Source organism: Pedococcus sp. 5OH_020 (genome assembly GCF_027812955.1).
Taxonomy (GTDB): Bacteria; Actinomycetota; Actinomycetes; order Actinomycetales; family Dermatophilaceae; genus Pedococcus.
The window spans coordinates 413,787-437,697 of record NZ_JAPYZV010000002.1 but is presented as its reverse complement, the minus strand read 5'-3'; the positions used below and the strand labels follow the sequence as shown (position 1 = coordinate 437,697).

Genomic DNA, 23,911 nt, shown 5'->3' with positions numbered 1-23,911 from the left:
AGTCATAGCTCGAAGCGCCCACGGAGACCGACAGAAGCGGCTGTGCGCCCGAAGGGCCGTGGAGGGCCTGGCGGGAGCCCGGAGGGAAGCGGAGGGCGGAGGGTAGGCCCGAGCGCGCACTGCCGCGAAGGCGCTGTCACCCGGGCACTCGTGGACACCCCACATACCGTCAGATATCCAGGAAACGCACGTCGCGCGCGTTCCGCTGGATGAACCCGCGCCGGCTCTCGACGTCCTCGCCCATGAGGATGGCGAAGATCTCGTCGGCCGCGGCCGCGTCGTCGAGTGTCACCTGGAGCAGGACGCGGTGGTCCGGGTCCATGGTGGTCTCCCACAGCTCCTGGTAGTCCATCTCGCCGAGGCCCTTGTACCGCTGGATGCCGGCGTCCTTCGGCAGGCGCCAGCCCTGGGACTGCCCGGCCTGGACCATGGCGTCGCGCTCGCGGTCGGAGTAGGCGAACTCGTGCGGGTGGTTGCTCCACTTGAGGCGGTACAGCGGCGGCTGCGCGAGATACACGTAGCCCTCCTCGATGAGCGGCCGCATGAACCTGAAGAGCAGCGTGAGCAGCAGCGTCCGGATGTGCAGCCCGTCGACGTCGGCGTCGGCCATCAGCACGATCTTGTGGTACCGCGCCTTGGTCTTGTCGAAGTCCTCGCCGATGCCCGTCCCGAAAGCCGAGATCAGCGCCTGCACCTCCGTGTTGGCCAGCACCTTGTCGATGCGCGCCTTCTCGACGTTGAGGATCTTGCCGCGGATCGGCAGGATCGCCTGGTTGTGCGGGTTCCGTCCACGGACCGCCGAGCCGCCGGCCGAGTCGCCCTCGACGATGAACACCTCGGAGATGCTGGGGTCCTTGCTCTGGCAGTCGCGCAGCTTGCCGGGGAGGCCGCCGGACTCCAGCAGGCCCTTGCGGCGGGTGGCCTCCCGCGCCTTGCGGGCTGCCATCCGAGCGGCTGCGGCCTGGACCGACTTGCGGACGATGTCCTTGCCCTCACTCGGGTGCGTCTCCAGCCAGTGCCCGAACTCGTCGGTCATCGCCCGCTGCACGAAGCCTTTGACCTCGGAGTTGCCCAGCTTGGTCTTCGTCTGCCCCTCGAACTGCGGCTCGCCGAGCTTGACGGAGAGGACCGCGGTCAGACCCTCTCGGATGTCGTCGCCGGTGAGGTTGTCGTCCTTGTCCTTCAGGAGGTTCTGCTTGCGGGCGAAGTCGTTGACGAGCTTGGTCATCGCCGCACGGAAGCCCTCCTCGTGAGTGCCGCCCTCGTGGGTGTTGATCGTGTTGGCGTACGTGTGCACCGACTCCGAGTACGCCGTCGTCCACTGCATGGCGAGCTCGAGCGACAGCTGCCGCTCCGCGTCCTCCGACTCGATGGAGATGATCTCCGCGTGCACCGGTTCGGCCTTCTTGGACGACACCAGGTGGGTGACGTAGTCGACGAGTCCGTTGTCGTACTTGTAGGACACCGTGCGTGGCTTCCGCTCGGACTCGTCGACGGCGTCGACCTCCGCATCGTCCGTCTGCGGCACCCGCTCGTCGACCAGGTTGATCGTCAGACCCTTGTTGAGGAACGCCATCTGCTGGAAGCGGGCGCGGATCGTCTCGAAGTCGAACGTCGTGGTCTCGAAGATGTCGCCGTCGGGCCAGAACGTGATGGTCGTCCCGGTGCGGTCGGACTCCTCCATCCTGGCGAGCGGCGCCACGGCCTCGCCGTGGTCGAACGTGACTCGGAACGCATGCCCCTTCTGGAAGACCTCGGCGTCCAGGCGGGTCGACAGCGCGTTGACCACCGACGAGCCCACCCCGTGCAGCCCGCCGGACACCTTGTAGCCGCCGCCGCCGAACTTGCCGCCGGCGTGCAGCTGCGTCAGCACGAGCTCGACAGCCGACTTCCCCTCCGCGGGGTGGATGTCTGTGGGGATCCCGCGCCCGTTGTCGGCGACCCGTACGCCGCCGTCGGCCAGCAGGGTCACGTCGATCCTGTCCGCATAGCCGGCCAGCGCCTCGTCGACGGAGTTGTCGACGATCTCCCACACCAGGTGGTGCAGGCCGCGCTCACCGGTCGAGCCGATGTACATCCCGGGCCGCTTGCGCACCGCCTCGAGGCCCTCGAGCACGGTGATGGCGCTCGCGTCGTACGCCGAACCGGCCGGCGCCCCCGCGAGCCGCGCCTCCACCGCCTCCCGGGCAGCCTCCGCCTCGGCGGCCGTGAGGTGCTCGGTGACTTCAGTGCGACCGGTGTTCGAGAGGCCGGTGTTCGAGAGGCCGGTGTTCGAGAGGCCGGTGTTCGAGGCGTCCCCGGCAGGGACCTCGCTGGACGGGGACATGGTGTTGTCAGCCTCGGACACAGTGCTCCTTCTCCGATGGGGCAGCCGCCCGGGGGGTCACCCCTCGGCCCTGCTGCACCCTGCTCATGGCTCGCGACCAGACTGGAGACCAGCTGGCCGCGAAATCACTCCACAGTCTACCGGTCGGAGGGGTCAGGCCTCATGTCAGGAGGCCCGTGAGCCGGGATTTGGGCACAAAAACGGCCCTCTCCCGGGTCGGGGTACGTCCCCTGGCCTCTCAGCGGCCCATTTCGGAGTTTCGCGACGGCCTCTCAGGTCCCCAAGGTCCGCGAGAACAGCTCCCGCACCGTCCGCGGTATGCCGTGCTCCGGCAGGTCGACCTCGTCCGCCTCCGGGGGGAACGCCAGGTGGTAGACGAAGGAGTCCGGCACCTCGCGCACCGGCTCCACCAGCGACTGCAGGCGGTCGCCCTGGAGCAGCGAGCGCCAGTCACGCGCATCGTCGTCGGACAGCTCGTCGATCACGACCCTGCGCTCCTGACGCTGGCCGGCGAAGCCGCCCGTACGCCTCAGCCGGAACTCCGCTGCGGTCGCGCTGCCAGACTCCATGCCCCCGGTCTCGTCGCCGCCGGGCGAGTCGGGAGCCGGCGCGGCGGAGTCGTCCGCTGACCCACGTGAGTCAGGCGCCGACCCGCTCGAGTCAGGCGTCGACGCCGTGGAGGGTCGCGCCGCCACACCCACCGTGTCCCACGCATGCTGGACGGCCTCGGCCTGCGCTGAGCCGTCGCCATAGCGCGCCTGCGCCGCGGAGACGGTGGCCGCGGCAAACGTGGCGAAGTCGCAGGTCGAGGGCAGGCGCCCTCCCGTGAGGACGTCGAACCACACGTGTCCCGCGCCTTCCCAGGCGTGGCCGCCGATGGCCGTGGCCGCGAGGTAGAACGCGTGGTTGGGGATCCCGGAGTTCAAGTGGACTCCGCCGTTGTCGTCGGTGGTGTCGACGTAGCCGTCCATCGTGGCGGGTTGCGGGTCCCTGCCCAGCTGCGGGTCGTCGTACGCCGTCCCCGGAGCCTTCATCGAGCGCAGAGCCACCCCGTGCACCGAGGGGGTGAAGAGCCCTTCACCGATGAGCCAGTCAGCGTGGTCGGCGCTCTGACCGAGCGCCCGCTGCTTCACGAGCGAACCGAAGACGTCGGAGAGGGACTCGTTGAGCGCTCCCGACTGGCCCTGGTACTGCAGACCGGCCGTGTACTCCGTCACCCCGTGGGTCAGCTCGTGGCCGATCACGTCGACCGCGATGGTGAACCGGGTGAACACGGTGCCGTCGCCGTCGCCGAAGACCATCTGGCTACCGTCCCAGAAGGCGTTGTCGTAGTCCTTGCCGTAGTGCACGGTGCCCAGGAGGGCCAGCCCCTTGCCGTCGAGCGAGTCTCGGCCGTAGACGCGGTCGAAGAGCTCCCAGGTCTTCCCGAACCCGTCGTAGGCCTCGTCAGCAGCCGCGTCCCCCACCGGGCCCTGGCCTTCACGACGGACGGGCGTGCCTGGTGTGGTCTCGAACCCTCGGGCGTCCCCGATCGTCCGCTGCGGTCCCGTGCCAGCGTCCGTACGAGGGCCCTGCATCCCCTGGCGCCCCGCGCGTTCAGGCGTGGAGGCACTTCGCGGTGTATGCCCAGTCCGCCGCTGACGCAGGGCATGGTCGTGCTCCAGCGAGCGGCGGGCCAGCTCCCTCACCGCCTCGTCCGAGTGCTCGGACAGAGCACGCAGCAGGTATGGCGGGACGATGGAGCAGCGCACGGACGGGAAGGAGGCCATGAGGCCATCCTGCGCCTCTCCGCCGACAGCGCGTGCCCGCTTATCCACAGCCTCGCTGCGGCTCGTGCGTCCTGCTCCTCACCCGCGCGCCTCCACCGCGGACTCCAGCAGGCGCCGAACCGCCGCCGGGATCGGAGCCGGCCTGCGGTCTCGCCGGTCGACGTACACATGCACCCACCGGCCCAGCGCCGCAGGCGGCTCCTCGTCCATGGCGAACAGGCCCAGGGCATACGTGATGCTCGTCCGGCCGAGCCGCTCGACCCGGACCCCCACCTCCAGAGGCCGTGGGTAGCTGAGCTCGCGCAGGTACCGGCACCCCGACTCGGCCACCACGCCGACCTGGTCGAGAGCGAGAACCTCGATACCGGCCGCCTCGATGAGCCAACCGTTGATGGCAGAGTCGAACAGCTCGTAGTACACGGCGTTGTTGAGGTGTCCGTACATGTCGTTGTCGGACCAGCGGGTCGTCGCAGTCACGAGCCGGTCGAAGTCGCCCCTGGTCAGCGGCTCGGCCGGCTCAGCCATAGGTGTCCCGTGGGCCGGGTCCGGTCGAGCGCCTTGGACCCTTGGACCAGGACGGAGCGCTCGGTCCCACCACCTTCAGCGCCGACACCGTCCCCTTGCCGACCTCCCCCTCGAGCCGCCCCATAATGGCCGACTCGAGCAGCCTCAGCTGAGTGGCCCACGCCGTCGAGTCCGCCCTCACCGTCAGCACCCCGAGCTCGAATGTCACCGGCGTGCAGTGCTGCGCCACTTCGGGACCGACGATCTCGGCCCAGCGGCCCATCACCGAGCCGACGGCGACGTCGACCTTCCAGCCGCGGTCGGAAAGCAACCGGTCCAGCTGGTCCCCGAGCAGGAGCGGGTCACGCCCGTCGCGCGGCGCCTTGTTGCCCTGACCCAGGGGTCGACGAGCCCGCATGGGTCGCAACCCGGGGCGCAGTCCCTTCTCGCGGGCTGCGGCTCGGGCCCGGAGCAGGGCTGCCGCCGCGGCATCCTGGACGACGTCAGCCCCGTCCTCCTCCTGCCGACCGGACTCAGAGTCTTGTGCGTGTCGCGTCGCGTCGGGCGCCCCACCTCGGCGTGTCGTGAGTTCGGTCGGCAGCAGCGGGCCTGGCAGGTCGGTCGGAAGCAGCGGTTCGGTGGGCTCGGGGCGCTCACTCACGCAGGACCACCTCCCCCAGGCTCACGGCATACGTCCTGCCCAGGAGCGAGGCCGGCACGTCCGCGTCCACGGCAGCCGTGATGAGCACCTGCTCGCAGTCCGCCACCATGGCGGCGAGCCGCTCGCGCCGGCCTACGTCGAGCTCGGCGAACACGTCGTCCAGCACGAGGACCGGGTCCTCGCCGAGGTCGTGACGCAACAGCTGGTACGCAGCGAGCTTGAGTCCGAGGGCGAACGACCAGCTCTCACCATGGCTGGCATAGCCCTTCGCAGGCAGGTCTCCCAAGGTCAGCACCAGGTCGTCACGGTGTGGCCCGACCAGCGAGACCCCGCGCTCCACCTCCCGGCCACGCACCTCCTCCAGGGTCGCCAGAAGCTCCGCCCGCAGCACCTCCACGTCAGGCACCTCACCGGCGGCGAGCTGGGCTGCCGCCTCCTCGCGGAGCGAGCTCCTGTACGACACCCGGGCATCGGACTGGCCGGCACTGACCTCGTCATACGCCTTGGCCAGGTAGGGCCCGAGGTCGCGCAGCAGGCGCAGCCGGGCGTAGAGCAGCTGGGCTCCCACCGTAGAGAGGTGGTCGTTCCAGACGTCCAGGGTGTGCAGCGCCGAAGCCTGTGCCTCCTCCGGCGGCTCCGTGCCTGGCCGTGGCGGGGGACGACGGCCCCGTCGCAGCACGGGTGCGGCCGACTTGAGCAGGGCGTTGCGCTGCTTGAGGATCCGGTCGTAGTCGCTGCGGACTCCGGCCCACCGCGGTTGGCGCGCCACGAGCAGGTCGTCCACGAAGCGGCGACGCTCCGAAGGGTCTCCCTTGACCAGCGCGAGGTCCTCCGGCGCGAAGAGGACGGTTCGCAGCGTGCCGAGCACCTCTCGCGGCCGCGGGACCGGTGAGCGGTTGAGGCGCGCCCGGTTCGCCCGGCCGGGGTTGAGCTCGAGCTCGACGAGGGTCTCGCGGCCGTCCCGCACGACGGCCGCCCGGATCACTGCCTGCTCGGCGCCGAAGCGCACCAGGGGCTGGTCGGTCGCCACCCGATGGCTCGAGAGCGTGGCGAGGTACCCGACCGCCTCGACGAGGTTCGTCTTGCCCTGACCGTTGAGGCCGACCAGCGTCGTGACGCCGGTCTCGAGCGGCAGGTCGGCGCTCGCGTAGCTGCGGAAGTCCGCGACGGTCAGATGTCGGACGTGCAAGGGCCTCCGATCAGCCCTTGCTGCTCTTGTCCGTGGAACCGGTCCCGGAGGTGGCGCCGGCGCGCGTCTGCCTCGCCGAGGACCGTCCCGACCCGTTGGTCGCTCCGGTGCCGGACGACGGACCGGCCTCGGCGGCCTTGCGGCCCTTGGAGCTGGCCTCCTGCGGCGTCTTCGGCGGCTGCTCCTTGGCCTCGACCTTGGCCTGGACGCGCTTGGGGTGCTTGGGAGCGCCCTGCTCGCGCAGCTCCTCGCCCTCCGCGACCGTCATCACCTGGTGTCCACCGAACCCGCCGCGCAACGCGGCGACGGCCTGCATGGTCGGGGACTCCTTCTGCCGTGAGGCGAACCGGGCGAAGAGGGACGCCGAGATCACCGGCATGGGCACCGACATGGCGATCGCCTCCTCCACCGTCCACCGGCCCTCGCCGGAGTCCACCGTGTAGCCCGACACGTCGTCCAGGTGCGGGTTCTCCTCCAGCGCGTCGACCAGCAGGTCCAGCAGCCAGGAGCGCACGACGGTCCCGCGGGTCCAGGCCTTGAAGGCGCCCGGCACGTCGGTGACGATGTCCTTGGCCTCGAGGAGCTCGTAGCCCTCGGCGTACGCGGCCATGAGGCCGTACTCGATGCCGTTGTGCACCATCTTCGCGTAGTGGCCGGCGCCGACCTTGCCGGCGTGCACGAACCCTTCTTCGCGGGGGCCCTCCGGTCGCAGCGCGTCGAAGATCGGCATGGCCTTCTTGACGTTGGCCGCGGAGCCGCCCACCATCAGGCCGTAGCCGTTCTCCAGCCCCCAGATGCCGCCGGAGACGCCACAGTCGACGTAGCCGATCCCCTTGGCCTTCAACAGCTTCTCGTTCTCGAAGTCGTCGGTGAACCGGCTGTTGCCACCGTCGATCACCAGGTCGCCCTTCTCGAGCAGGCCGGACAGCTTCTCGATCGTCTCCCGGGTGGCCGCCCCGGACGGGACCATGACCCATACCGTCCGAGGGGCGTCCAGCGCCTTGACCAGGGCAGGCATGCTCTTGACGTCGGACACGTCAGGGTTGCGGTCGAACCCCACGACCTCGTGGCCGGCGCGGCGGATCCGCTCGCGCATATTGCCGCCCATCTTTCCGAGTCCGATCAGACCGAGCTGCATGGGGAACCCTTTCGTATGGTCGTGCGCCGTGGCCGGTGCTCCCGCGCGCAGTACCGCGCGGCGCGTGCTCAGGCTACGCCCGGGCGCGGTCAGCTCGCGAAGCGAACAGGCATGAGGACGTACCGGTACGAGGTGTCGGCGTCACCCTCCTGCTCCGCCTGGCCCGACAGCACTGCGGGCCGCGACGGCTGCGTGAACGACAGCCGGGACCACTCGGTCCCCACGGCCCCCAGTCCGTCGAGGAGGAAGCCCGGGTTGAAGGCGATCTCGATCTCGGGCCCGGTGAGCGTCGACTCGACCGCCTCCGAGGCCTGGGCGTCGTCTCCGGTGCCAGCCTCGATCGCGACCTGTCCGTCGGTGAACCGCAGGCGCACCGGCGTGTTCCGCTCGGCGACGAGCGCCACCCGCTTGACCGCCTCCACCAGCTCGGCCGTCCGGATGACGGCTTCGGTGTCCACCGTCGTCGGGAAGATCGACGTCACCTTCGGGTACTCGCCGTCGAGCAGGCGAGTGGTGGTCCGCCGCTGGCCTGCCTCGAAGCCCACCAGCCCGTCACCGCCGGCCGACGAACCCAGCGCGAGCTCGACCGAGCCGGCCGCGCCGAGGGCCTTGGCCGTGTCCGCCAGGGTCCGGGCCGGGACGAGGGCGAGGTGGGAGGCGTCGGTCGCCTCGGGGTTCCAGGTCAGCTCGCGCATGGCCAGCCGATACCGGTCCGTCGCGAGGAGCGTCATCTTCTCGCCGTCGATCTCGACGCGGACGCCGGTCAGGATCGGCAGCGTGTCGCCGCGGTCCGCCGCGATGGACACCTGGGCGACGGCCTGGGTGAAGACGTCGCCGGCGATGGTGCCGCTCGGGTTGGGGGCGGTGGGAAGTGTGGGGTAGTCGTCCGCGGGCATCTGCATGAGGCTGAAGCGCGAGGAGCCACAGGTGACCGAGACCTTGTTGCCGTCCGTCGCTACGTCCACCGGCTTCTGGGGAAGGTTGCGCGAGATGTCCGCCAGCAGCCGGCCGAGCACGAGCACGGTGCCGCCCTCGGCGACGTCCGCGGCGACCGTGATCTTGGCGGAGACCTCGTAGTCGAACGCCGAGAGCGTCAGGGTGCCCTCCTCCTCCGCGTGCAGGAGTACGCCGGCGAGAACGGGGACCGGCGGCCGGGCGGGGAGTCCACGGGCCACCCACGTCACGGCCTCGGCTAGCACCTCACGTTCCACCCGAAACTTCACCGTCACTGCCCGCCCTTCGCATGCGGCATCGCCGCGGAACCTCAAGAATGTGATTGCGGACTGACCCTAGTGCTCAGGGTTCATGCGGCCAACCCGGTTCGGGGATTCGGCCAGCCCTTCTTGGCGTGTGGTTCACCAGCGGTTGACAGGGGGTGGGGCCAGGGAGGGTACTCGGGGCTGGATGGCTCAGGTCAGGGATCTCGTCGTGGTCATAGGGGGTGTGGACGCTGTGGACGACGAGGAGGCGTTGCAGGTCAGAGGGCGCGGAGGCCGTGTGGACGGCGCGTGGACGGGGCGGAGGACACAGCGATACCAGGTGTGGACGCTCTTGAGGTGCCCACAGGGCCTCCACACCGGCGACCTATGGCGTCCCCAGCGATACCGGCGTCGTACACGGGTTATCCACCCGTTTTCCACAGATGTGTAGAACGACCTTCCCGAGCGGTGTGCGCAGCCCGACCGTCCCGGTACCCACAGGGTTGTCCACAGGTGTGGACCATGCGCGGTTGATCCCGGCTTGGGGCGGTTCGTCCGGATATCTGTGGCCAGGAACGGACAAACGAGCTGCGCGCGGGTGGCCTGGGCCGCTGTCAGAGTCTCGAGGCGTGACCACAATATGTGGGTAACCCTGTGGACAACCCGGGAAGACGCGAGCTGCGACCGGAGGTTCAGCGAGACTGCTGCTTGATCCGGTTGGTCAGCTCTGTGACCTGGTTGTAGATGGCACGGCGCTCAGCCATGAGCTGGCGGATCTTCTTGTCCGCGTGCATGACGGTGGTGTGGTCCCGGCCACCGAACTGCTGGCCGATCTTCGGCAGCGACAGGTCGGTCAGCTCGCGGCACAGGTACATGGCGATCTGCCGCGCGGTGACCAGGACGCGCGAGCGTGACGTCCCGCAGAGGTCCTCGATCGAGAGCCCGAAGTACGCGGCAGTCTGAGCCATGATCGTGGCGCTCGTGATCTGTGAGCCCTGCTCGTTGGGGATGAGGTCCTTCAGCACGATCTCGGCCAGGCTCATGTCGACGCTCTGCCGGTTCAGACTGGCGAAGGCGGTGACCCGGATGAGGGCGCCCTCGAGCTCCCGGATGTTGGTGGAGATGCGGCTCGCGATGAACTCGAGCACCTCGTCGGGAGCGCTCATGCGCTCCTGGATGGCCTTCTTGCGGAGGATGGCGATGCGCGTCTCGAGGTCCGGGGGCTGGACGTCGGTGAGCAACCCCCACTCGAACCGGCTCCGCATCCGCTCCTCGAAGCCGCTGAGGAGCTTCGGCGGCAGGTCGGAGGTGATGACGACCTGCTTGTTGGCGTTGTGCAGGGTGTTGAAGGTGTGGAAGAACTCCTCCTGGGTCTGCACCTTGCCCTGCAGGAACTGGATGTCGTCGATGAGCAGTACGTCGACGTCGCGGTAGCGCCGCTGGAAGTTCGACGCCTTGTCGTCCCGGATGCTGTTGATGAAGTCGTTGGTGAACTCCTCGGAGTTCACGTAGCGCACTTTGACGTTGGGGTACAGGTTGCGCGCGTAGTGGCCGATCGCATGGAGCAGGTGCGTCTTGCCCAGCCCTGACTCGCCATAGACGAAGAGCGGGTTGTAGGCCTTGGCGGGAGCCTCTGCCACGGCGACAGCCGCTGCGTGTGCGAACCGGTTGCTCGCCCCGATGACGAACGTGTCGAAGGTGTACTTCGGGTTCAGCCGGGTGGCCGGCTCCTCGGTGGTGCTCGGAACCTCGTCGCGGGGCCTTCGCTGCGGCTCGCCGAGGGGCGGCAGCGCGTACAGCCCCTCGCCGGCGCGGCGGGCGTCCAGGCGCTGGTCGAACGAGGGCTCGCGCTGCTGGTCGAACGGGGAGGGAACGTCGTCCACGAGGCCGACCGTGTCCTCGATCTGCTGCGACTCGTCCAGGGACGCGTCAACCGTGACGGCGAGCTGCACCTCGGCGCCCAACTGCGAGGACAGCGCACGGGTCACCGCATCGCGGACCCGCTGCTCGACGACGTCCTTGGTGTAGTCGTTCGGCACCTTCACCAGAGCCGTGCCGTCGAGGAGCCCGGACAGCCTTGCGAGCGTGAGGAAAGCCCGCTCGCGTGGAGGGAGTCCGTCCGCATCGAGGGTCGTGATGGTGTTGTGCCAGATCTGTGAGAAGTCCAGATCTGTGTCACTCACGTGTCCCACATCCCTTTCGACGGTGTCCGAGGTCGCTGCCGGTCGCAGGTCATGGTGCCTTGTCCACACAGTTATCCACAACCTGTGGGTGAAGAATGGGACGAGGACGGACGCTAACAAGGTCACGCCTCGACCGGCAACCCGAACGGTCGAATTTCCCTCGTGTCGGACCAAAATAGCGCGTCGACCCCGGCGTGTCCGCATCCGTCCACCACCGTTGGCTGCTAATGGAACGAGGGCCGCCTGCAAGGCCGCTGGTTTGACCCTGTGGTGACCGCTCGCGTACCTTGGGGACCGGCCTGTCGGCCGTTTTCGCATGCCCGTGACCCCGGTGCGATCTCCTCGAGAGATCTCCCCTGACCTCGCGCGGGCTTCCGATTGCGGCCGAGGACGGCCGGCACCGCCACCAGATCGACTCAGCAGGCCACCGCGCCTGACCAACAACGGAGAAACCTCGTGAGCAAGCGTACGTTCCAGCCGAACAACCGCCGTCGGGCCAAGACCCACGGCTTCCGTCTGCGTATGCGGACCCGCGCCGGTCGCGCCATCCTGTCGGCTCGCCGCGCAAAGGGTCGCTCCGAGCTCTCCGCCTGAGGCCCCTCCCGTGCTGCCCGCGGGGCACCGGCTCCGGACGAGCTCGGACTTCGCGGCGGTGCTACGGGGGCCGGGGGGAGCCCGAGCCGGCTCCACGCTGATCGTGGTGCATGCAGCACAGACCGACGCGCGAGCGGGACACCCGCCGCGGGTCGGTTTTGTTGTGTCCAAGGCCGTCGGCGGCGCCGTGGTCCGCAACCGCACCAAGAGAAGACTCCGCGCGATCGCCGCGACACGGCTCGAGCGGATCCCTGCAGGGGCCGACCTGGTCGTGCGCGCGAACCCGGCCGCGGCGCAGGCCAGCTCTGCTCAGCTCGGCGCCGAGCTGGACCGGCTGCTCGCCCGGGTGCTGCCGCGGCTGGGCGGGCGGCGTCGATGAGGGCTGTCCAGCGCGTCCTGGCCGCACCTCTGGTCGGGCTCATCGTCGTCTACCAGCGGTTCGTCTCGCCCCTGACGCCACCGACCTGCCGGTACTACCCGTCCTGCTCGGCCTACGCGCTCACGGCCATCCGGCGCTTCGGACCGTTCAAGGGAACCTGGCTCGCGCTCAGGCGGTTGGGCAGGTGTCACCCCTGGTCTCCGGGCGGCGTGGACCATGTGCCGGCCGCGCCTGACTCCGCGGCTGACTCCGCGGCTGACTCCCCGTCGACCGCTCGACCCGCCCGCCCCGCCCGCCAGCGGTAGGGCATCCGACCTACTGGTCCCACGGCATACCCGCCGGCGGGCCGGAACCACCGGTGGACCGTCATCCCGACGGGACACCACCCCAGATTGAGGACGTCATGAGTTTCAGTTCGCTGGTCTACCCGTTCGAGTGGCTCGTCGCCTGGATCCTGTGGGGCTGGCACTCCCTGTTCACGGCGATCGGCATCCCGTCCGCGTCAGGCGTCGCCTGGGTCCTCTCGATCATCGGCCTCGTGGTCGTCATGCGCGCTGCGATGATCCCCCTGTTCGTCAAGCAGATCCATGCCTCTCGGCGGATGCAGCTGATCCAGCCCGAGATGCAGAAGATCCAGGCCAAGTACAAGGACAAGAAGGACCCGGACTCCCGTCAGGCCATGACGCAGGAGACCATGGACCTCTACAAGCGGACCGGTACCAACCCGTTCAGCTCCTGCCTGCCGATCCTGGTCCAGTCGCCGTTCTTCTTCGGGCTGTTCCGGGTGCTCAACGGGCTGAAGAAGATCTCCGAGGGGCAGATCGCGCCGATCGGCCCGATCTCCCGCAAGCTCGCGGCGGAGGCAGAGGGCTCGACGTTCCTCGGTGCGCAGCTGTCCGACAGGTTCGTCGGCGCTCACACGCTCACCGTGCAGATCGTGACGATCCTCCTCATCGTCCTCATGTCGGCAAGCACGTTCACCACGCAGCGCCAGCTCATGATGAAGAACATGCCGGCGTCCGCGCTGGACAACCCCTTCGCCAAGCAGCAGAAGATGCTGCTCTACCTGATGCCGCTCTTCTTCGCCATCTCGGGTGTCAACTTCCCCATCGGTGTGCTGCTCTACTGGCTGACGACCAACGTCTGGTCGATGTGCCAGCAGTTCTACGTGATCCGCCGTATGCCGGCCCCTGGCTCGCCGGCGGAGCGTGCCATGCAGGAGCGGCGGGCCAAGAAGGGGAAGCCGGTCCAGGAGTTCACCGTCAAGGGTCTCGACAAGCCGGGGGACGTGCAGGACGACGTGGCCAAGCCCATCGGTGGACAGCGCGTGCAGCCGACCCGTAACAAGAAGAAGAAGGCCGCACAGGGAAAGCCGGCACAGGGAAAGCCCAACGCCGCACCGGCGACCGCGGTGCACGAGAACAAGCCGCAGACCGACAACTGAGAGTGACGACGATGACCGAGCAGAACCACCCCGTCGTGGACCACATCGCGGAGGACGACGGACTCGACCCGCAGGGCGAGGGGCAGGCTTTCGAGGAGACGGCGCCCCTGGTGGGTTCCGGCGAGTCCAGCACCCTGCCGGACGAGGAGGGCTCTTCGGGCCGGCGCCGCGCCGCCAAGGTGGCGGACCTCGAGCGGGAGGGCGAGGTCGCCGCAGACTTCCTCGAGACGCTGCTCGACATTGCGGACCTCGATGGCGACATCGACGTGGACGTCGACGGCGACCGTGCGGCTGTCTCGATCGTCGACTCTGAGGAGGGCCGAGTGCCCCGTCGACTGGTCGGACCGGACGGGAAGGTGCTGGAGGCTCTGCAGGAGCTGACGAGGCTTGCCGTTCAGTCGGCAACCGGTGAGCGGAGCCGCCTGATGCTCGATGTCGCCGGACACCGCGCCGAACGACGCTCCTCGCTGGTCGAGCTCGCTCAGCGAGCCATCGCTGAGGTGAAGGCGAGCGGCGAGAAGGCTTCCCTGGAGCCCATGTCGGCGTTCGAACGCAAGGTCATCCACGACGAGGTCCTCGCTGCTGGGCTCACCTCCGAGTCGGACGGCGTAGAACCGCGTCGCTTCGTCGTGGTCCTGCCCTCCTGACCGTTGTTTCACGTGAAACCGCGTCGATGACCGACAGTCCTGCGTCCAGCGGGCGGGGACCTGGCCAGCGGGCCGGGGCCCCGCCCGTCGGCTTGTCCGGTGATGCTCCGTCCCCGGCTCTTCGACCCACAGCGCCCCAGCCTGCCGCCCGCGCTGTCTTCGGAGACGCCTTGGCCAAGGCTCAACACTTCGCGGACATCCTGGCCGACACCGGCGTCGCACACGGGTTGGTGGGACCCCGAGAGGTGCCGATCCTCTGGGAACGCCACCTGCTGAACTGTGCCGTCGTTCACGAGGCCTTCCCCGAGGGAGTGGAGGTGGCTGACGTGGGGTCGGGCGCCGGCCTACCGGGTTTGGCGCTGGCCATCGCGCGGCCGGACCTGCACCTGCACCTCATCGAGCCGATGCTGCGCCGGACCACTTGGTTGTCCACGACGATCGCCGCCTTGCAGCTCCCCAACTGCACGGTCCACCGCGGTCGCGCCGAGGAGTTCGACGGCGTCCTTTCCGTGCCGTACGCCACTGCCCGAGCAGTGGCGCGCATCGACAAGCTGGCTCGATGGAGCTTCCCACTGCTGAGCCAGGGCGGCACTCTCGTGGCGCTCAAGGGCAGCAGGGCGGCAGAGGAGCTCGCCGCTGACGAGAAGACCCTGCGCAAGCTCGGCATGGTGCATTCTTCCGTGGTCGAGTATGGAGCAGGGGTCCTGGAGACCCCCACGGTCACGCTCCAGCTACGGGTCGGGACCGCCACTGCCGGCAAAGCGCCCCGCGTCAAGGCATCACGCAAGCATCCGGGCCGCGCTAGGTCCCGCTGAACCCGCAGTCTTGCTGAGAGCAGGCGTCGGGGGTGCCGTGAAAGCCGCCGAGGCACGCCGACTGCACCCGCCCGTCAGCCTTCCACAGACGCGCCTCCCGGGTCAGACGGTCCCCTCGCCGTACGGTTGGATGGTGGCCATGGCAGACGAGGTGACTGTGTGAAGGCAGGAACGGTTCAGTTGGAACGGGGCCTCGGATGGCCGCACGTGGTAGGTGGGGAGACGGCCCCAGTCGGGTGGCCAACACCAGGGAGCCACGCGGCCTCGCCCGCTGTTTCACGTGAAACGAACGGCGGTACGCAGGTCAACGGCTCCGCGCTCGCACCGGCCCCGCAGCCGGTAAAGCGGGCTGTTTCACGTGAAACGGACGAGCGGGCAGAAGTCGCCTCCGTGGTGCCCGCTATGGACGACAGCACGCCCCTGGCGAAGGCGGTAGCGGATGACGCTCGGAAGCGGATCGCCCTCACCGGTCGCAGGTTCCCCAAGCCGGCGGAGCCCCGCGTCCTCACGGTCGCCAACCAGAAGGGTGGCGTGGGCAAGACCACCACGACCGTGAACATCGCGGCGGCCCTGGCCCACGCCGGCCTCACAGTGCTGGTGATCGACATCGACCCTCAGGGCAATGCCAGTACCGCGCTTGGCATCGAGCACCACGCGGACGTGACCAGCGTCTATGACGTCCTGGTCGAAGGCGTCCCAATCGCTGACGTCATACAGGAGTGCCCGGACATTCCGGGCCTTTGGTGCGCTCCGGCCACCATCGACCTCGCGGGAGCCGAGATCGAGCTCGTGCCTCTGGTCGCGCGCGAGACCCGGCTCCAGAAGGCGCTGGCTGCCTACCTGCGCGACGCCCAGGTGGCCGGTACCACCGTCCCCGACTACGTGCTGATCGACTGCCCCCCCAGCCTGGGCCTGCTGACGGTGAATGCGTTCGTGGCGGCCCACGAGGTGTTCATCCCGATCCAGTGCGAGTACTACGCCCTTGAGGGGCTGTCGCAGCTGCTCAAGAACATCGAGCTGATCCGCAACCACCTGAATCCCGCGCTCCACGTGTCCACCATCCTGCTCACCATGTACGACGGCCGAACCAGGCTGTCCGCGCAGGTCGCCGAGGAGGTCCGGGCGCACTTCCCCGACCAGGTACTTCGGAACACCGTGCCGCGGTCCGTGCGGATCTCAGAGGCGCCGAGCCACGGCCAGACCGTCATGACGTACGACCCGAACTCCAGCGGCGCGTTGTCCTATCTCGGGGCAGCCTCCGAGCTCGCTGACCGGGGCGTCGCCCCCATCCCGTCCACCACCGTGACCGCACAGAACGACAGAGGACTCACCACATGAGCGAGAAGCGTCGCGCCCTCGGCCGGGGCCTCGGTGCCCTCATCCCCAACGCCCCCGGCTCGCCCACTGGCCGCCCGGTGGACGTGTTCTTCCACGACCAGCGCCCGGACGGCGGGGTCGTGGCCGTGAGGTCGCGCGAGGTCACGATGGACCATGGTGCGGACCATGGTGCGGACGAGGGGGCGGACCAAGGCTTGGACCACGACCCTCAGCCGACCGGCACGCCATCCTCGTCGGACTCTCAGGCGCACGACGCTGGGTTCGAATCGGCGACCGGCGACCGTTCCGGCGACGCGGATCCCAGTTCTGGCGAGGCGGCTGCTGGAGCCTGGGAGGACAGCGCCTCCGCTCCGGACCGGCCCGTCGGGGCGGGCAACGGCGTACAGCTGGCACCCGTGCCCGGCGCCTCGTACGGGGAGATCCCCATCGACGCCATCCGACCGAACCCGCGCCAGCCCAGGACCGTGTTCGACGAGGACGAGCTCGCCGAGCTGGCGCACTCCATCCGCGAGATCGGGGTCCTTCAACCGGTCGTGGTCCGGCCCGTCGCCGCAGGCCAGGGCGCCAGCGACCCCGCCCCCGCGACGGGGGTGCAGTACGAGCTCATCATGGGCGAGCGTCGCTGGCGTGCCTCCCAGGAGGCGGGCAAGAGCACCATTCCCGCCATCGTCAAGGAGACGGACGACGACGACCTCCTGCGCGACGCGCTCCTGGAGAACCTGCACCGCAGCCAGCTCAACGCTCTGGAGGAGGCGGCTGCGTACCAGCAGCTGTTGGAGGACTTCGGTTGCACGCACGACGAGCTCGCTACCCGGCTCGGCCGGTCACGACCGCAGATCTCCAACACCGTCCGGCTGCTGAAGCTGCCGCCCTTGGTGGCCCGTCGGGTGGCGGCCGGTGTGCTGTCAGCCGGTCACGCCCGCGCGCTGCTCTCTCTCGACGACGGTGCAGCCATGGAGCGGCTGGCGCAGCGGATCGTCGCGGAGGGCCTCTCGGTGCGGAGCGTCGAGGAGATCGTCGCGCTCGGCGGGGACCAGGAGAAGGTGGCCCACCGCCGTCCCAGGGCCGGAAACCGCCACCCACAGCTGGACGACCTGGCTGCTCGCCTGTCGGACCGGTTCGACACTCGGGTCAACATCGCGCTGGGCCAGCGGAAGGGGAAGCTGACGGTCGAGTTCGCCTCCGTGGAGGACCTGAACCGGATCGTGGACCTGCTCGGGGTACAGCCCGGCTGACGCCGGGTGGAGGCGGGATCAGCCGTGTGCCGCGAGGTACGCCCGCAGGTCACCGAGCCGGAGTACTCCGGTGGTCGCGGTATCGTCGTCCCCCAGGTACAGCCTCTGCAGGCTGACCAGCACCGCTTCGGCCAAGGTGTCGCGGAAGGCCGGGCTCGCCAGCCTGGACGCGTCGGCCGGGTGGGAGAGGTAGCCGGCCTCGATCCGCACCGCCGGCATGGTCGTCTGCTGCAGGAGGGTCCAGGAGCGACCGTGCGACCTACAGTTTGCCAAGTCTGTGCGTGCGACGATCTCGCGCTGGACAAGGTCGGCGAGATGCTCGCCCACCGCTGACCAGGAGGTCTTCCGGTCACGCCCGAAGAAGAAGGTGGCCACCCCGCTCGCGTCCGCGGCATCATGGGAGTCGCAGTGCAGGGAGAGGACCACGTCAGCGCCGGCCGCGTTGGCCAGTGCGGCGCGCTCCTCCTCACTGGGTGAGGTGTGCTCCGTCCTGGTGTAGACGACCGACACTCCGATGGCCGTCAGCCGACCTTCGATCCGGCGGGCGAGGTCCATCACGACCTCCGCCTCGACCAGCCCGTGAGCCGTCGCACCGGGGTTCGCGGCGCCGTGACCCGGGTCGAGGACCACCGTGCGACCGCTCAGGTTGTGACCGGAGCGGCGGACGCGCTCGCGCTCGCGCAGCACGGTGGCCGAACCGCCTGAGACGGAGCGCTTGAGGTCGTCGAACGCTCGGAGCGTCTCCGGCCCGACCGAGCCATCCCCCGAGAGGCCGTAGGCCCGCTGGAAGGCCCGCACTGCGCGCTCGGTCGCGGCGCCGAACCGCCCATCCACTCTCCCCGCTCCGAACCCGAGCGTGTTGAGCCGCTCCTGGAGGGCAACGACGTCCTCGCCCCGCTGGAGGTGCCCCGGGGTGTGGAGGAGGATCCGGTCGCCGAGCGACCACCGCGCCCCGTCGATCGCGGCGAACGTCTCCACGCCCACGACACCGTCGACGATGAGGCCCTTGTGCTGCTGGAAGGCGCGAACCGCCCGCTCGAGACCCGCGTCGAACTGCTGCGCGTCGACGCCGTCCTCGGCCAGGTGCTCGAGCTCGGGTAGACCGCTGCCCCGCAGAGCGACAAGCCGCGTGCGCACGTCGGCCACCGCCGGTCCGTGGCTACCGAGCCCGAGCAGGCCGTTCTTGCTGTCGGACACTCGGCCTCCTGTCGGCCTCGCGGCCGGACGATTGGGACATTTCGGGCTTTCATACACTTCAGCGGGGTGAGGCCCCGGTGGGACCTGCCCCGCTGCGGGCTTGAGCCTAGGTCACGTGCGCCGATCGGCCAACCGTGCGGGCTGCCATCCGCGCCCAGCGACGATAGGAGGCGCGAGCCCCGGCCCCACGACGATGCCGGCCCCACGACGATGCCGGCCGGACCCTGGGGGCCCGGCCGGCATCCGTCGTGGTGACTCAGCTCAGGTAGTCGGCGAGCTCGCGGACCAGCTTCGGTTTGGGCATGGCGCCCACCAGGGTCTTCACGACCTCACCACCGACATAGACGTTGAGCGTCGGGATGCCCGTGATGCCGTAGCGGGAGCTGACCTGAAGGTTCTCGTCGGTGTTGAGCTTGACGATGTCGATCTTGTCGGCATGCGCCACGGCCAGCTCCTCCAGAACAGGGGCAACCGCCCGGCACGGGCCGCACCACGGCGCCCAGAAGTCCACCAGGACCGGCTTGTCGTTCTTGAGGACGTCGACCTCGAAGGTCGCGTCCGTGGTCTCCTTGATAGCTCCCACTCGGGGACTCCTTTCGGTGGTGCTGCGGTGATGGGTTCGAGGCGGTTCGTTGGAGGCGGTACCTGGTGCAGATGGACCGTGTGACGACGAGGATAGAAGCGTCCCAGCCGGGGGTGACAGTTCAGCGAGCGAGGGCAGGCTCGTCGATGAGAGCGGCGTCGGCGGCCGGGAGGCCCGCGTGGTCCTGGTCGGCCAGGTAGCGCTCGGCATCGAGCGCCGCCGAGCACCCGGATCCCGCAGCCGTGATGGCCTGGCGGTACGTGTGGTCGACGAGGTCACCCGCGGCGAAGACCCCGGGCACTGTCGTCCGGGTGGACCGGCCCTCGACGAGGACATAGCCCTCGTCGTCCAGCGCGACCTTCGCTCCCTCGCCGGTGGTGAGGAGCTCGTTGCGCGGGTCATGGCCGATGGCCACGAACAGCCCGGTGACCGGCAGCTCGCGGGTCTCGTCGGTGACGGTGTCGCGCAGGGTGATGCCGGTCAGCTTCGCGTCGCCGTGGATGGCCTCGACGGTCGAGTTCCAGGCGAACCTGATCTTCTCGTTGGACATGGCGCGCTCCGCCATGATCTTCGAGGCACGCAGCTCGTCACGGCGGTGAACGATCGTGACGGACCGGGCGAACTTGGTGAGGAAGGTCGCCTCCTCGACCGCGGAGTCGCCGCCGCCGACGACGGCGATGTCCTGGTCGCGGAAGAAGAAGCCGTCGCAGGTCGCACACCAGGAGACACCGTGGCCGGACAACCGCTTCTCGTCGGGTAGGCCGAGCTCGCGGTAGGAAGAACCCATGGCGAGGATCACGGCACGGGCCATGTACGTGTTGCCCTCCGCGTCGACAACCGTCTTGGTCTCGCCGTCGAGGTCGACCGACGCCACGTCGTCCGTGATGATCTGGGCACCGAACCGCTCTGCCTGGGCCCGCATGTTCTCCATGAGGTCCGGACCCATGATGCCGTCGCGGAACCCGGGGAAGTTCTCGACCTCTGTCGTGTTCATCAGGGCGCCACCAGCGGTGACGGCTCCCTCGAACAGCAGCGGGGAGAGGTTGGCCCGAGCCGCGTAGACGGCGGCTGTGTACCCGGCCGGGCCCGAGCCGATGATGATGAGACTGCGGAGGTCCGAGGGTGCGGTGGTGGTCACGCGGCTACAGCCCCTTGTGGTCGGGAAGGCGGTGCACCGCAACATACGGTGCTGATCTGTCCTGATCTCTGCAACCGATGGTAGGCCCTCGTTGTTCCGCCGGTGGTGCGACACCCGGCGCGTCACCCCAGGGGTACGGGGCCCGCCAGCGCAGCAGGATGTTGGGCGGTGCAGCCGGGGTCGACGACCCAGATGGACTGCCCCGTGTCGCCCTGGACGAGCGCGACGACAGCCCGGCGGCCCCGGTACGTCGCCCGGTCGGCCGACACCGGCATCCAGGCCGCGACCCCCAAGGCATCCAGGCAGCTTCGCAGCCCCTGCTCCTGCTCCGCGGGCCAAGCCGAGGCTCCGGTCTGCGTACGGCCCGGGGAGGGCGGCCCGGTCAGCACGTCCCGCACCTGGCTGGCCAGCGTGCCGGCGGAGTACGCCGTCCCGCTGTCCTGCAGCACCACACGTCCATGAGGCGCCGAGGCACGGCTGTCGAGCGAGGCCGTCGCCGAGGCACCTGAGCTGGGCACGAGCGCCTGCCCCGTCGCCGAGCCGCCACCGGCGGCCGACTCGGCCCGGTCGCTGCTGAACGCCGCCACCACGTCGACGCCGGTGCCACGAAGTACTGCCGGGAGGCCGATCGCGACCGCCGCAGCCGCCGCAGCGACGGCTGCCACCTGCTGCCAGCCCCAGCGTCGTCGGGAGCGCAGGGGGGTCACCGTTCCTTGTGCCTGGCGTGCTGACTGCTCTGCGGCAATGGACGCCGTGATGCGCTCCACCAGGTCGGGCGGCATCGGGCCAGGGTCGGGCAGGCTCGACAACAGGGCCCGGATGCCGGTCGGATCCGGTTCCTCGGGGGACCCGCCGATGCCGCGACGCGGCGACGGTGGGGTGCTCACGACGACAACCTCCAGAGTGGGCGGGACGGAGGACAGGGCGCGCCGCGGCCGGTCAGGACACGGCTGAGGCGACATGGGTACGACGTCACGGCTGCCCCGAAGGTTCCCGAAGGAGCGCGGCCAGGGCTTCGCGACCCCGGCTGCACCTCGACTTGACCGTCCCTTCGGCCACGCCGAGGACTGCCGCCGCCTCCGCGACGGAGAGCCCGTGCATGTCGACGAGGACCAGCGCGAGCCGCTGGCCCTCGGGGAGCCGGGCCAGGGCCTCCCGTACGTCGAGGCGGACGTCGACGGCCGCATGCGCGTCGTGCTTGTCGGCCAGCTCCAGCTCTGGCAGCTCGCGGGTCGGCTTGTCCCTGCGCAGCCGGTCCAGGCAGGCGTTCACCACGATCCTGTGGAGCCACGTCGTGACGGCGGCGTCGCCGCGGTAGGACTCCGCCCGGCGGAAGGCCGAGATGAAGGCGTCCTGGACGCAGTCCGCCGCCAGCTCCCGGTTGCCGGTCGTGCGCAGGGCGACCGCCCACATCCGGTCCCGGTGACGCCGGAAGAGCTCACCGAAGGCGTCCGGGTCGCCCTCGACGTGCATCCGGACCAGGTCACGGTCATCCCGTCCGGCGAGCAGGGGCTGGTCCATCGGTCGTCCCGCCGCCGGGCCGGTCAGCTGACGCTGACTTCGGCCAGGGTGGCGCGGAACCGGCCGTCGCTGACCTGCGACACCTTGGTGAACCAGACGAACACGTACTGTCCGTCCACCGCCGTCGGGGCCTTGAGGGTCACCGTGCCGTTCTTGCCAGTGGCGGAGCCGATGCGCTTGCTGCCGTCCCGCGTGCGGTCCTTGCCCACGGACACGGTGACGTCAGCCTGGTCGGGCAGGACCAGCGTGACCTGAGAGACCTTGCGCGGCTGCCCGAGGTCCAGGCGGACGCCGACGCCCTTCTTGAGCCCCCCGAGGCTGGCGCTGGCGTAGCCCTCCGAGCTCCAGAACGTGGAGTCGTTGCCGTCGAAGACGCGGGCCGCCTCTCCGTTGCGCTCGCTGCCGTCGCCCTCCGGGTCGTAACCGGTGGCGCTCAGGATGGGGAAGGTCTCCGCCGCGCTCGTCGAGCCGGTCGGCGCGGTGGACGGTGTGCCGCTGGCCGTGCTGGGTGGCGCGGTGACGACGACGGTACGCCGCGGGGTCGGCTCGGCGCCGAGCCCCAGATGGCTGTTCGACCCGATCCTCGAGGCGCCCCAGAACCCGAGAACAGTCGCTACGGCAAGGAAGGCCGCGATGATCAGGAGAACGAGCTTCGACTGGTTCTTGGTGGGTGCAGCCCCGGTCTCAGGCGGCAGCATCGGCAGGGGCGGGTCCAGCAGGTCACGGTCCTCGACGAGTGCCTGGTCGAGGCTGATCCGTCGCTGTTCCGCACGCTCCTGCGCGGCCTGGCGCTCAGCCCGTCGCGCCGCGGCCTTGTCGGCGGTGGCACGGGCGAACGTGCCCACCCGTTGAGCGGCCACCCCGGCCGCCTGGCCGGCGGCCTGCCCGGCCGAACCGAGCGCCGACCCCACTGCGCCGGCGGCGGTGCTCGCCGAGGCGGTCGCGGCAGCCGTACTCCGCACTCCCGGGCGCGGCGCGTCGTCGTCGCGCGGCGGGGCCGAGGGCCTGGCGCTCTCGTCCTCGACCCTCCCGGCGGGCGAAGCAGGCAGGGGGGCCGTTGGCTCGGCCGACCAGGGGGCCGGCGTCTCCAGCGGCACTGTCGGGTCGAACCGGGGCAGCTTCGCTGTCCGCTCGAGCTCCTCGGACGGGGATCGGGGTCCGGTCGGCTGCGGGTCCTCGCCCGGTCGAGCGTCCTGCGGCACCGGCAGCACCACGGTGCGGCTCTTCCGGTCCTGCGTCGCGCGAGGTGCCCCGCCGAGGCCGACCACCTGGGCGCCGGCCCAGGGAGCGATCTGCGTGGCGAAGTCCCCCGGCGTCAGCGGGCCCTCGTCGTCGTTCAGGGTCAGCCGGCACAGGGCGTCGAGATCGCCCGGCACTCCCGCGGCGATCTCCGAGGGGGCCGGCACGCCGGCGGCCAGATGTGGTGCCGGCTCCAGCCCAGGGACCGGCTCGGCCAGCGGCCACCTGCTGGTGAGGGCGGCATACGCCAGGGCGACCACGCCCACGGCGTCGTGGCGGGCGGCGTCTGCGGCGTCGATGTCCTCGAGGCCGGCGAGGGCGGCGGCGGTGGCCACGCCGCGCACCTTGACCGTGCCGTCGGGCCCCCGCAGCACCCAGTGTGGGGTCAGCCGCAGATGGTGCAGGCCTCGCGCTCGGGCAGCCTCGAGCGCGGTCGCGGTCTCCCCTGCGACGCGGCGGACCTCCTCCGCTGGGAGCCCGCCGCCCTGAGCGAGAAGCTGGGCAAGGGTGTGGGCGTCGTGGATCGACTCCTCCACGACGAAGGCGAGCCCGTCGGACCGGCCCACGTCCAGCACCCGGACGAGGCGGTGGTTGTCGATCCCGGCGGCACGCCGTGCGGCGTCGAGGGTGGCCGCCGCCTGGGGATGCTCCTCGGGGAGACACACGACGACGACGTCGCGTTCCAGGGTGGTGTCGTGGGCCGACCAGCGCTCGGCCCCCGGCATCTGCTCCAGCCGGCGCTGAACGGCATACCGCCCGCCCAGTACCGTCGAAGGGCCCACCCCGTGCACGCTGCCTCCCTGAGTCACGGC

The 23,911-nt window shown here is 69.9% G+C and carries 22 protein-coding genes; 8 read left to right on the top strand and 14 right to left on the bottom strand.

Annotated features, from left to right (window positions below; genetic code table 11):
- Positions 1-169: 169 nt before the first annotated feature.
- From gyrB to dnaA, 8 genes are all read right to left on the bottom strand, one after another.
- Positions 170-2,326 carry a DNA topoisomerase (ATP-hydrolyzing) subunit B gene (gene gyrB / locus PHA84_RS05530; protein ID WP_442952832.1) on the bottom strand — a complete coding sequence of 719 codons (2,157 nt, stop codon included), beginning with the start codon at positions 2,324-2,326 and terminating at the stop codon, positions 170-172.
- Between the two features lie 272 nt (positions 2,327-2,598).
- Complete coding sequence (locus tag PHA84_RS05525) at positions 2,599-4,095, bottom strand: protealysin inhibitor emfourin (protein ID WP_270887089.1); 1,497 nt, start codon at positions 4,093-4,095, stop codon at positions 2,599-2,601.
- Between the two features lie 78 nt (positions 4,096-4,173).
- Entirely contained in the window at positions 4,174-4,620 is a 447-nt protein-coding gene (locus tag PHA84_RS05520) for an acyl-CoA thioesterase (RefSeq protein ID WP_270887088.1), read from the bottom strand.
- Entirely contained in the window at positions 4,613-5,260 is a 648-nt protein-coding gene (locus PHA84_RS05515) for a DUF721 domain-containing protein (protein WP_333742221.1), read from the bottom strand. Before PHA84_RS05515 ends, PHA84_RS05520 begins: the two co-directional genes overlap by 8 nt.
- Positions 5,253-6,449: a DNA replication/repair protein RecF gene (gene recF / locus PHA84_RS05510; protein WP_270887087.1), complete on the bottom strand. Its 1,197-nt coding sequence runs from the start codon at positions 6,447-6,449 to the stop codon at positions 5,253-5,255. Before recF ends, PHA84_RS05515 begins: the two co-directional genes overlap by 8 nt.
- 10 nt (positions 6,450-6,459) lie before the next feature.
- Positions 6,460-7,587 carry a phosphogluconate dehydrogenase (NAD(+)-dependent, decarboxylating) gene (gene gnd, locus PHA84_RS05505; protein ID WP_270887086.1) on the bottom strand — a complete coding sequence of 376 codons (1,128 nt, stop codon included), beginning with the start codon at positions 7,585-7,587 and terminating at the stop codon, positions 6,460-6,462.
- Positions 7,588-7,676: 89 nt separating this feature from the next.
- On the bottom strand, positions 7,677-8,810 hold the full coding sequence (dnaN, locus tag PHA84_RS05500) for a DNA polymerase III subunit beta (protein WP_270887123.1): 1,134 nt from the start codon (positions 8,808-8,810) through the stop codon (positions 7,677-7,679).
- Between the two features lie 668 nt (positions 8,811-9,478).
- The gene (gene dnaA / locus PHA84_RS05495) at positions 9,479-10,969 is read right to left on the bottom strand and encodes a chromosomal replication initiator protein DnaA (protein WP_270887085.1); all 1,491 of its coding nucleotides are present in this window, start codon (positions 10,967-10,969) and stop codon (positions 9,479-9,481) included.
- Positions 10,970-11,425: 456 nt separating this feature from the next.
- Between dnaA and rpmH the strand changes: the two genes are divergently transcribed.
- The 8 genes from rpmH to PHA84_RS05455 all read left to right on the top strand — a co-directional run bounded on the left by rpmH (position 11,426) and on the right by PHA84_RS05455 (position 17,421).
- Positions 11,426-11,563: a 50S ribosomal protein L34 gene (gene rpmH / locus PHA84_RS05490; RefSeq protein ID WP_056882794.1), complete on the top strand. Its 138-nt coding sequence runs from the start codon at positions 11,426-11,428 to the stop codon at positions 11,561-11,563.
- 10 nt (positions 11,564-11,573) lie between these two features.
- Positions 11,574-11,942 carry a ribonuclease P protein component gene (rnpA, locus tag PHA84_RS05485; protein WP_270887084.1) on the top strand — a complete coding sequence of 123 codons (369 nt, stop codon included), beginning with the start codon at positions 11,574-11,576 and terminating at the stop codon, positions 11,940-11,942.
- Positions 11,939-12,247, top strand: coding sequence for a membrane protein insertion efficiency factor YidD (gene yidD, locus PHA84_RS05480; protein ID WP_270887083.1), 309 nt, complete (start codon positions 11,939-11,941; stop codon positions 12,245-12,247). Before rnpA ends, yidD begins: the two co-directional genes overlap by 4 nt.
- Positions 12,248-12,345: 98 nt before the next feature.
- Positions 12,346-13,386, top strand: coding sequence for a membrane protein insertase YidC (gene yidC, locus PHA84_RS05475; RefSeq protein ID WP_270887082.1), 1,041 nt, complete (start codon positions 12,346-12,348; stop codon positions 13,384-13,386).
- Between the two features lie 11 nt (positions 13,387-13,397).
- The gene (locus PHA84_RS05470) at positions 13,398-14,033 is read left to right on the top strand and encodes a Jag family protein (protein ID WP_270887081.1); all 636 of its coding nucleotides are present in this window, start codon (positions 13,398-13,400) and stop codon (positions 14,031-14,033) included.
- Between the two features lie 170 nt (positions 14,034-14,203).
- Entirely contained in the window at positions 14,204-14,848 is a 645-nt protein-coding gene (gene rsmG / locus PHA84_RS05465; RefSeq protein ID WP_270887080.1) for a 16S rRNA (guanine(527)-N(7))-methyltransferase RsmG, read from the top strand.
- A 207-nt stretch (positions 14,849-15,055) separates the two neighbouring features.
- Positions 15,056-16,186 carry a ParA family protein gene (locus PHA84_RS05460; protein ID WP_442952831.1) on the top strand — a complete coding sequence of 377 codons (1,131 nt, stop codon included), beginning with the start codon at positions 15,056-15,058 and terminating at the stop codon, positions 16,184-16,186.
- A complete protein-coding gene (locus PHA84_RS05455) occupies positions 16,183-17,421 on the top strand; it encodes a ParB/RepB/Spo0J family partition protein (RefSeq protein WP_270887079.1) in 1,239 nt (412 codons plus the stop codon). The genes PHA84_RS05460 and PHA84_RS05455 overlap by 4 nt, the downstream gene beginning before the upstream one ends.
- Before the next feature lie 18 nt (positions 17,422-17,439).
- On the opposite strand, the gene PHA84_RS05450 is transcribed toward PHA84_RS05455, so the two are convergent.
- The 6 genes from PHA84_RS05450 to PHA84_RS05425 form a co-directional block, all read right to left on the bottom strand.
- Complete coding sequence (locus PHA84_RS05450; protein WP_270887078.1) at positions 17,440-18,618, bottom strand: N-acetylmuramoyl-L-alanine amidase; 1,179 nt, start codon at positions 18,616-18,618, stop codon at positions 17,440-17,442.
- 256 nt (positions 18,619-18,874) lie between these two features.
- Entirely contained in the window at positions 18,875-19,201 is a 327-nt protein-coding gene (gene trxA / locus PHA84_RS05445; RefSeq protein WP_270887077.1) for a thioredoxin, read from the bottom strand.
- A 121-nt stretch (positions 19,202-19,322) separates the two neighbouring features.
- Entirely contained in the window at positions 19,323-20,384 is a 1,062-nt protein-coding gene (trxB, locus tag PHA84_RS05440; protein ID WP_442952828.1) for a thioredoxin-disulfide reductase, read from the bottom strand.
- Positions 20,385-20,461: 77 nt separating this feature from the next.
- Complete coding sequence (locus PHA84_RS05435) at positions 20,462-21,226, bottom strand: hypothetical protein (protein ID WP_270887075.1); 765 nt, start codon at positions 21,224-21,226, stop codon at positions 20,462-20,464.
- A gap of 85 nt (positions 21,227-21,311) precedes the next feature.
- Positions 21,312-21,860 carry an RNA polymerase sigma factor SigM gene (gene sigM / locus PHA84_RS05430; RefSeq protein WP_270887074.1) on the bottom strand — a complete coding sequence of 183 codons (549 nt, stop codon included), beginning with the start codon at positions 21,858-21,860 and terminating at the stop codon, positions 21,312-21,314.
- Between the two features lie 23 nt (positions 21,861-21,883).
- Positions 21,884-23,881, bottom strand: coding sequence for a hypothetical protein (locus PHA84_RS05425; RefSeq protein ID WP_270887073.1), 1,998 nt, complete (start codon positions 23,879-23,881; stop codon positions 21,884-21,886).
- Between the last annotated feature and the right edge of the window lie 30 nt (positions 23,882-23,911).

Coding starts and splice junctions, on each gene's coding strand:
- gyrB (WP_442952832.1), bottom strand. CDS start 2,326: ATGTCCCCGTCCAGCGAGGTCCCTGCCGGGGACGCCTCGAACACCGGC.
- PHA84_RS05525 (WP_270887089.1), bottom strand. CDS start 4,095: ATGGCCTCCTTCCCGTCCGTGCGCTGCTCCATCGTCCCGCCATACCTG.
- PHA84_RS05520 (WP_270887088.1), bottom strand. CDS start 4,620: ATGGCTGAGCCGGCCGAGCCGCTGACCAGGGGCGACTTCGACCGGCTC.
- gnd (WP_270887086.1), bottom strand. CDS start 7,587: ATGCAGCTCGGTCTGATCGGACTCGGAAAGATGGGCGGCAATATGCGC.
- yidD (WP_270887083.1), top strand. CDS start 11,939: ATGAGGGCTGTCCAGCGCGTCCTGGCCGCACCTCTGGTCGGGCTCATC.
- yidC (WP_270887082.1), top strand. CDS start 12,346: ATGAGTTTCAGTTCGCTGGTCTACCCGTTCGAGTGGCTCGTCGCCTGG.
- PHA84_RS05470 (WP_270887081.1), top strand. CDS start 13,398: ATGACCGAGCAGAACCACCCCGTCGTGGACCACATCGCGGAGGACGAC.
- PHA84_RS05455 (WP_270887079.1), top strand. CDS start 16,183: ATGAGCGAGAAGCGTCGCGCCCTCGGCCGGGGCCTCGGTGCCCTCATC.
- trxB (WP_442952828.1), bottom strand. CDS start 20,384: ATGTTGCGGTGCACCGCCTTCCCGACCACAAGGGGCTGTAGCCGCGTG.
- sigM (WP_270887074.1), bottom strand. CDS start 21,860: ATGGACCAGCCCCTGCTCGCCGGACGGGATGACCGTGACCTGGTCCGG.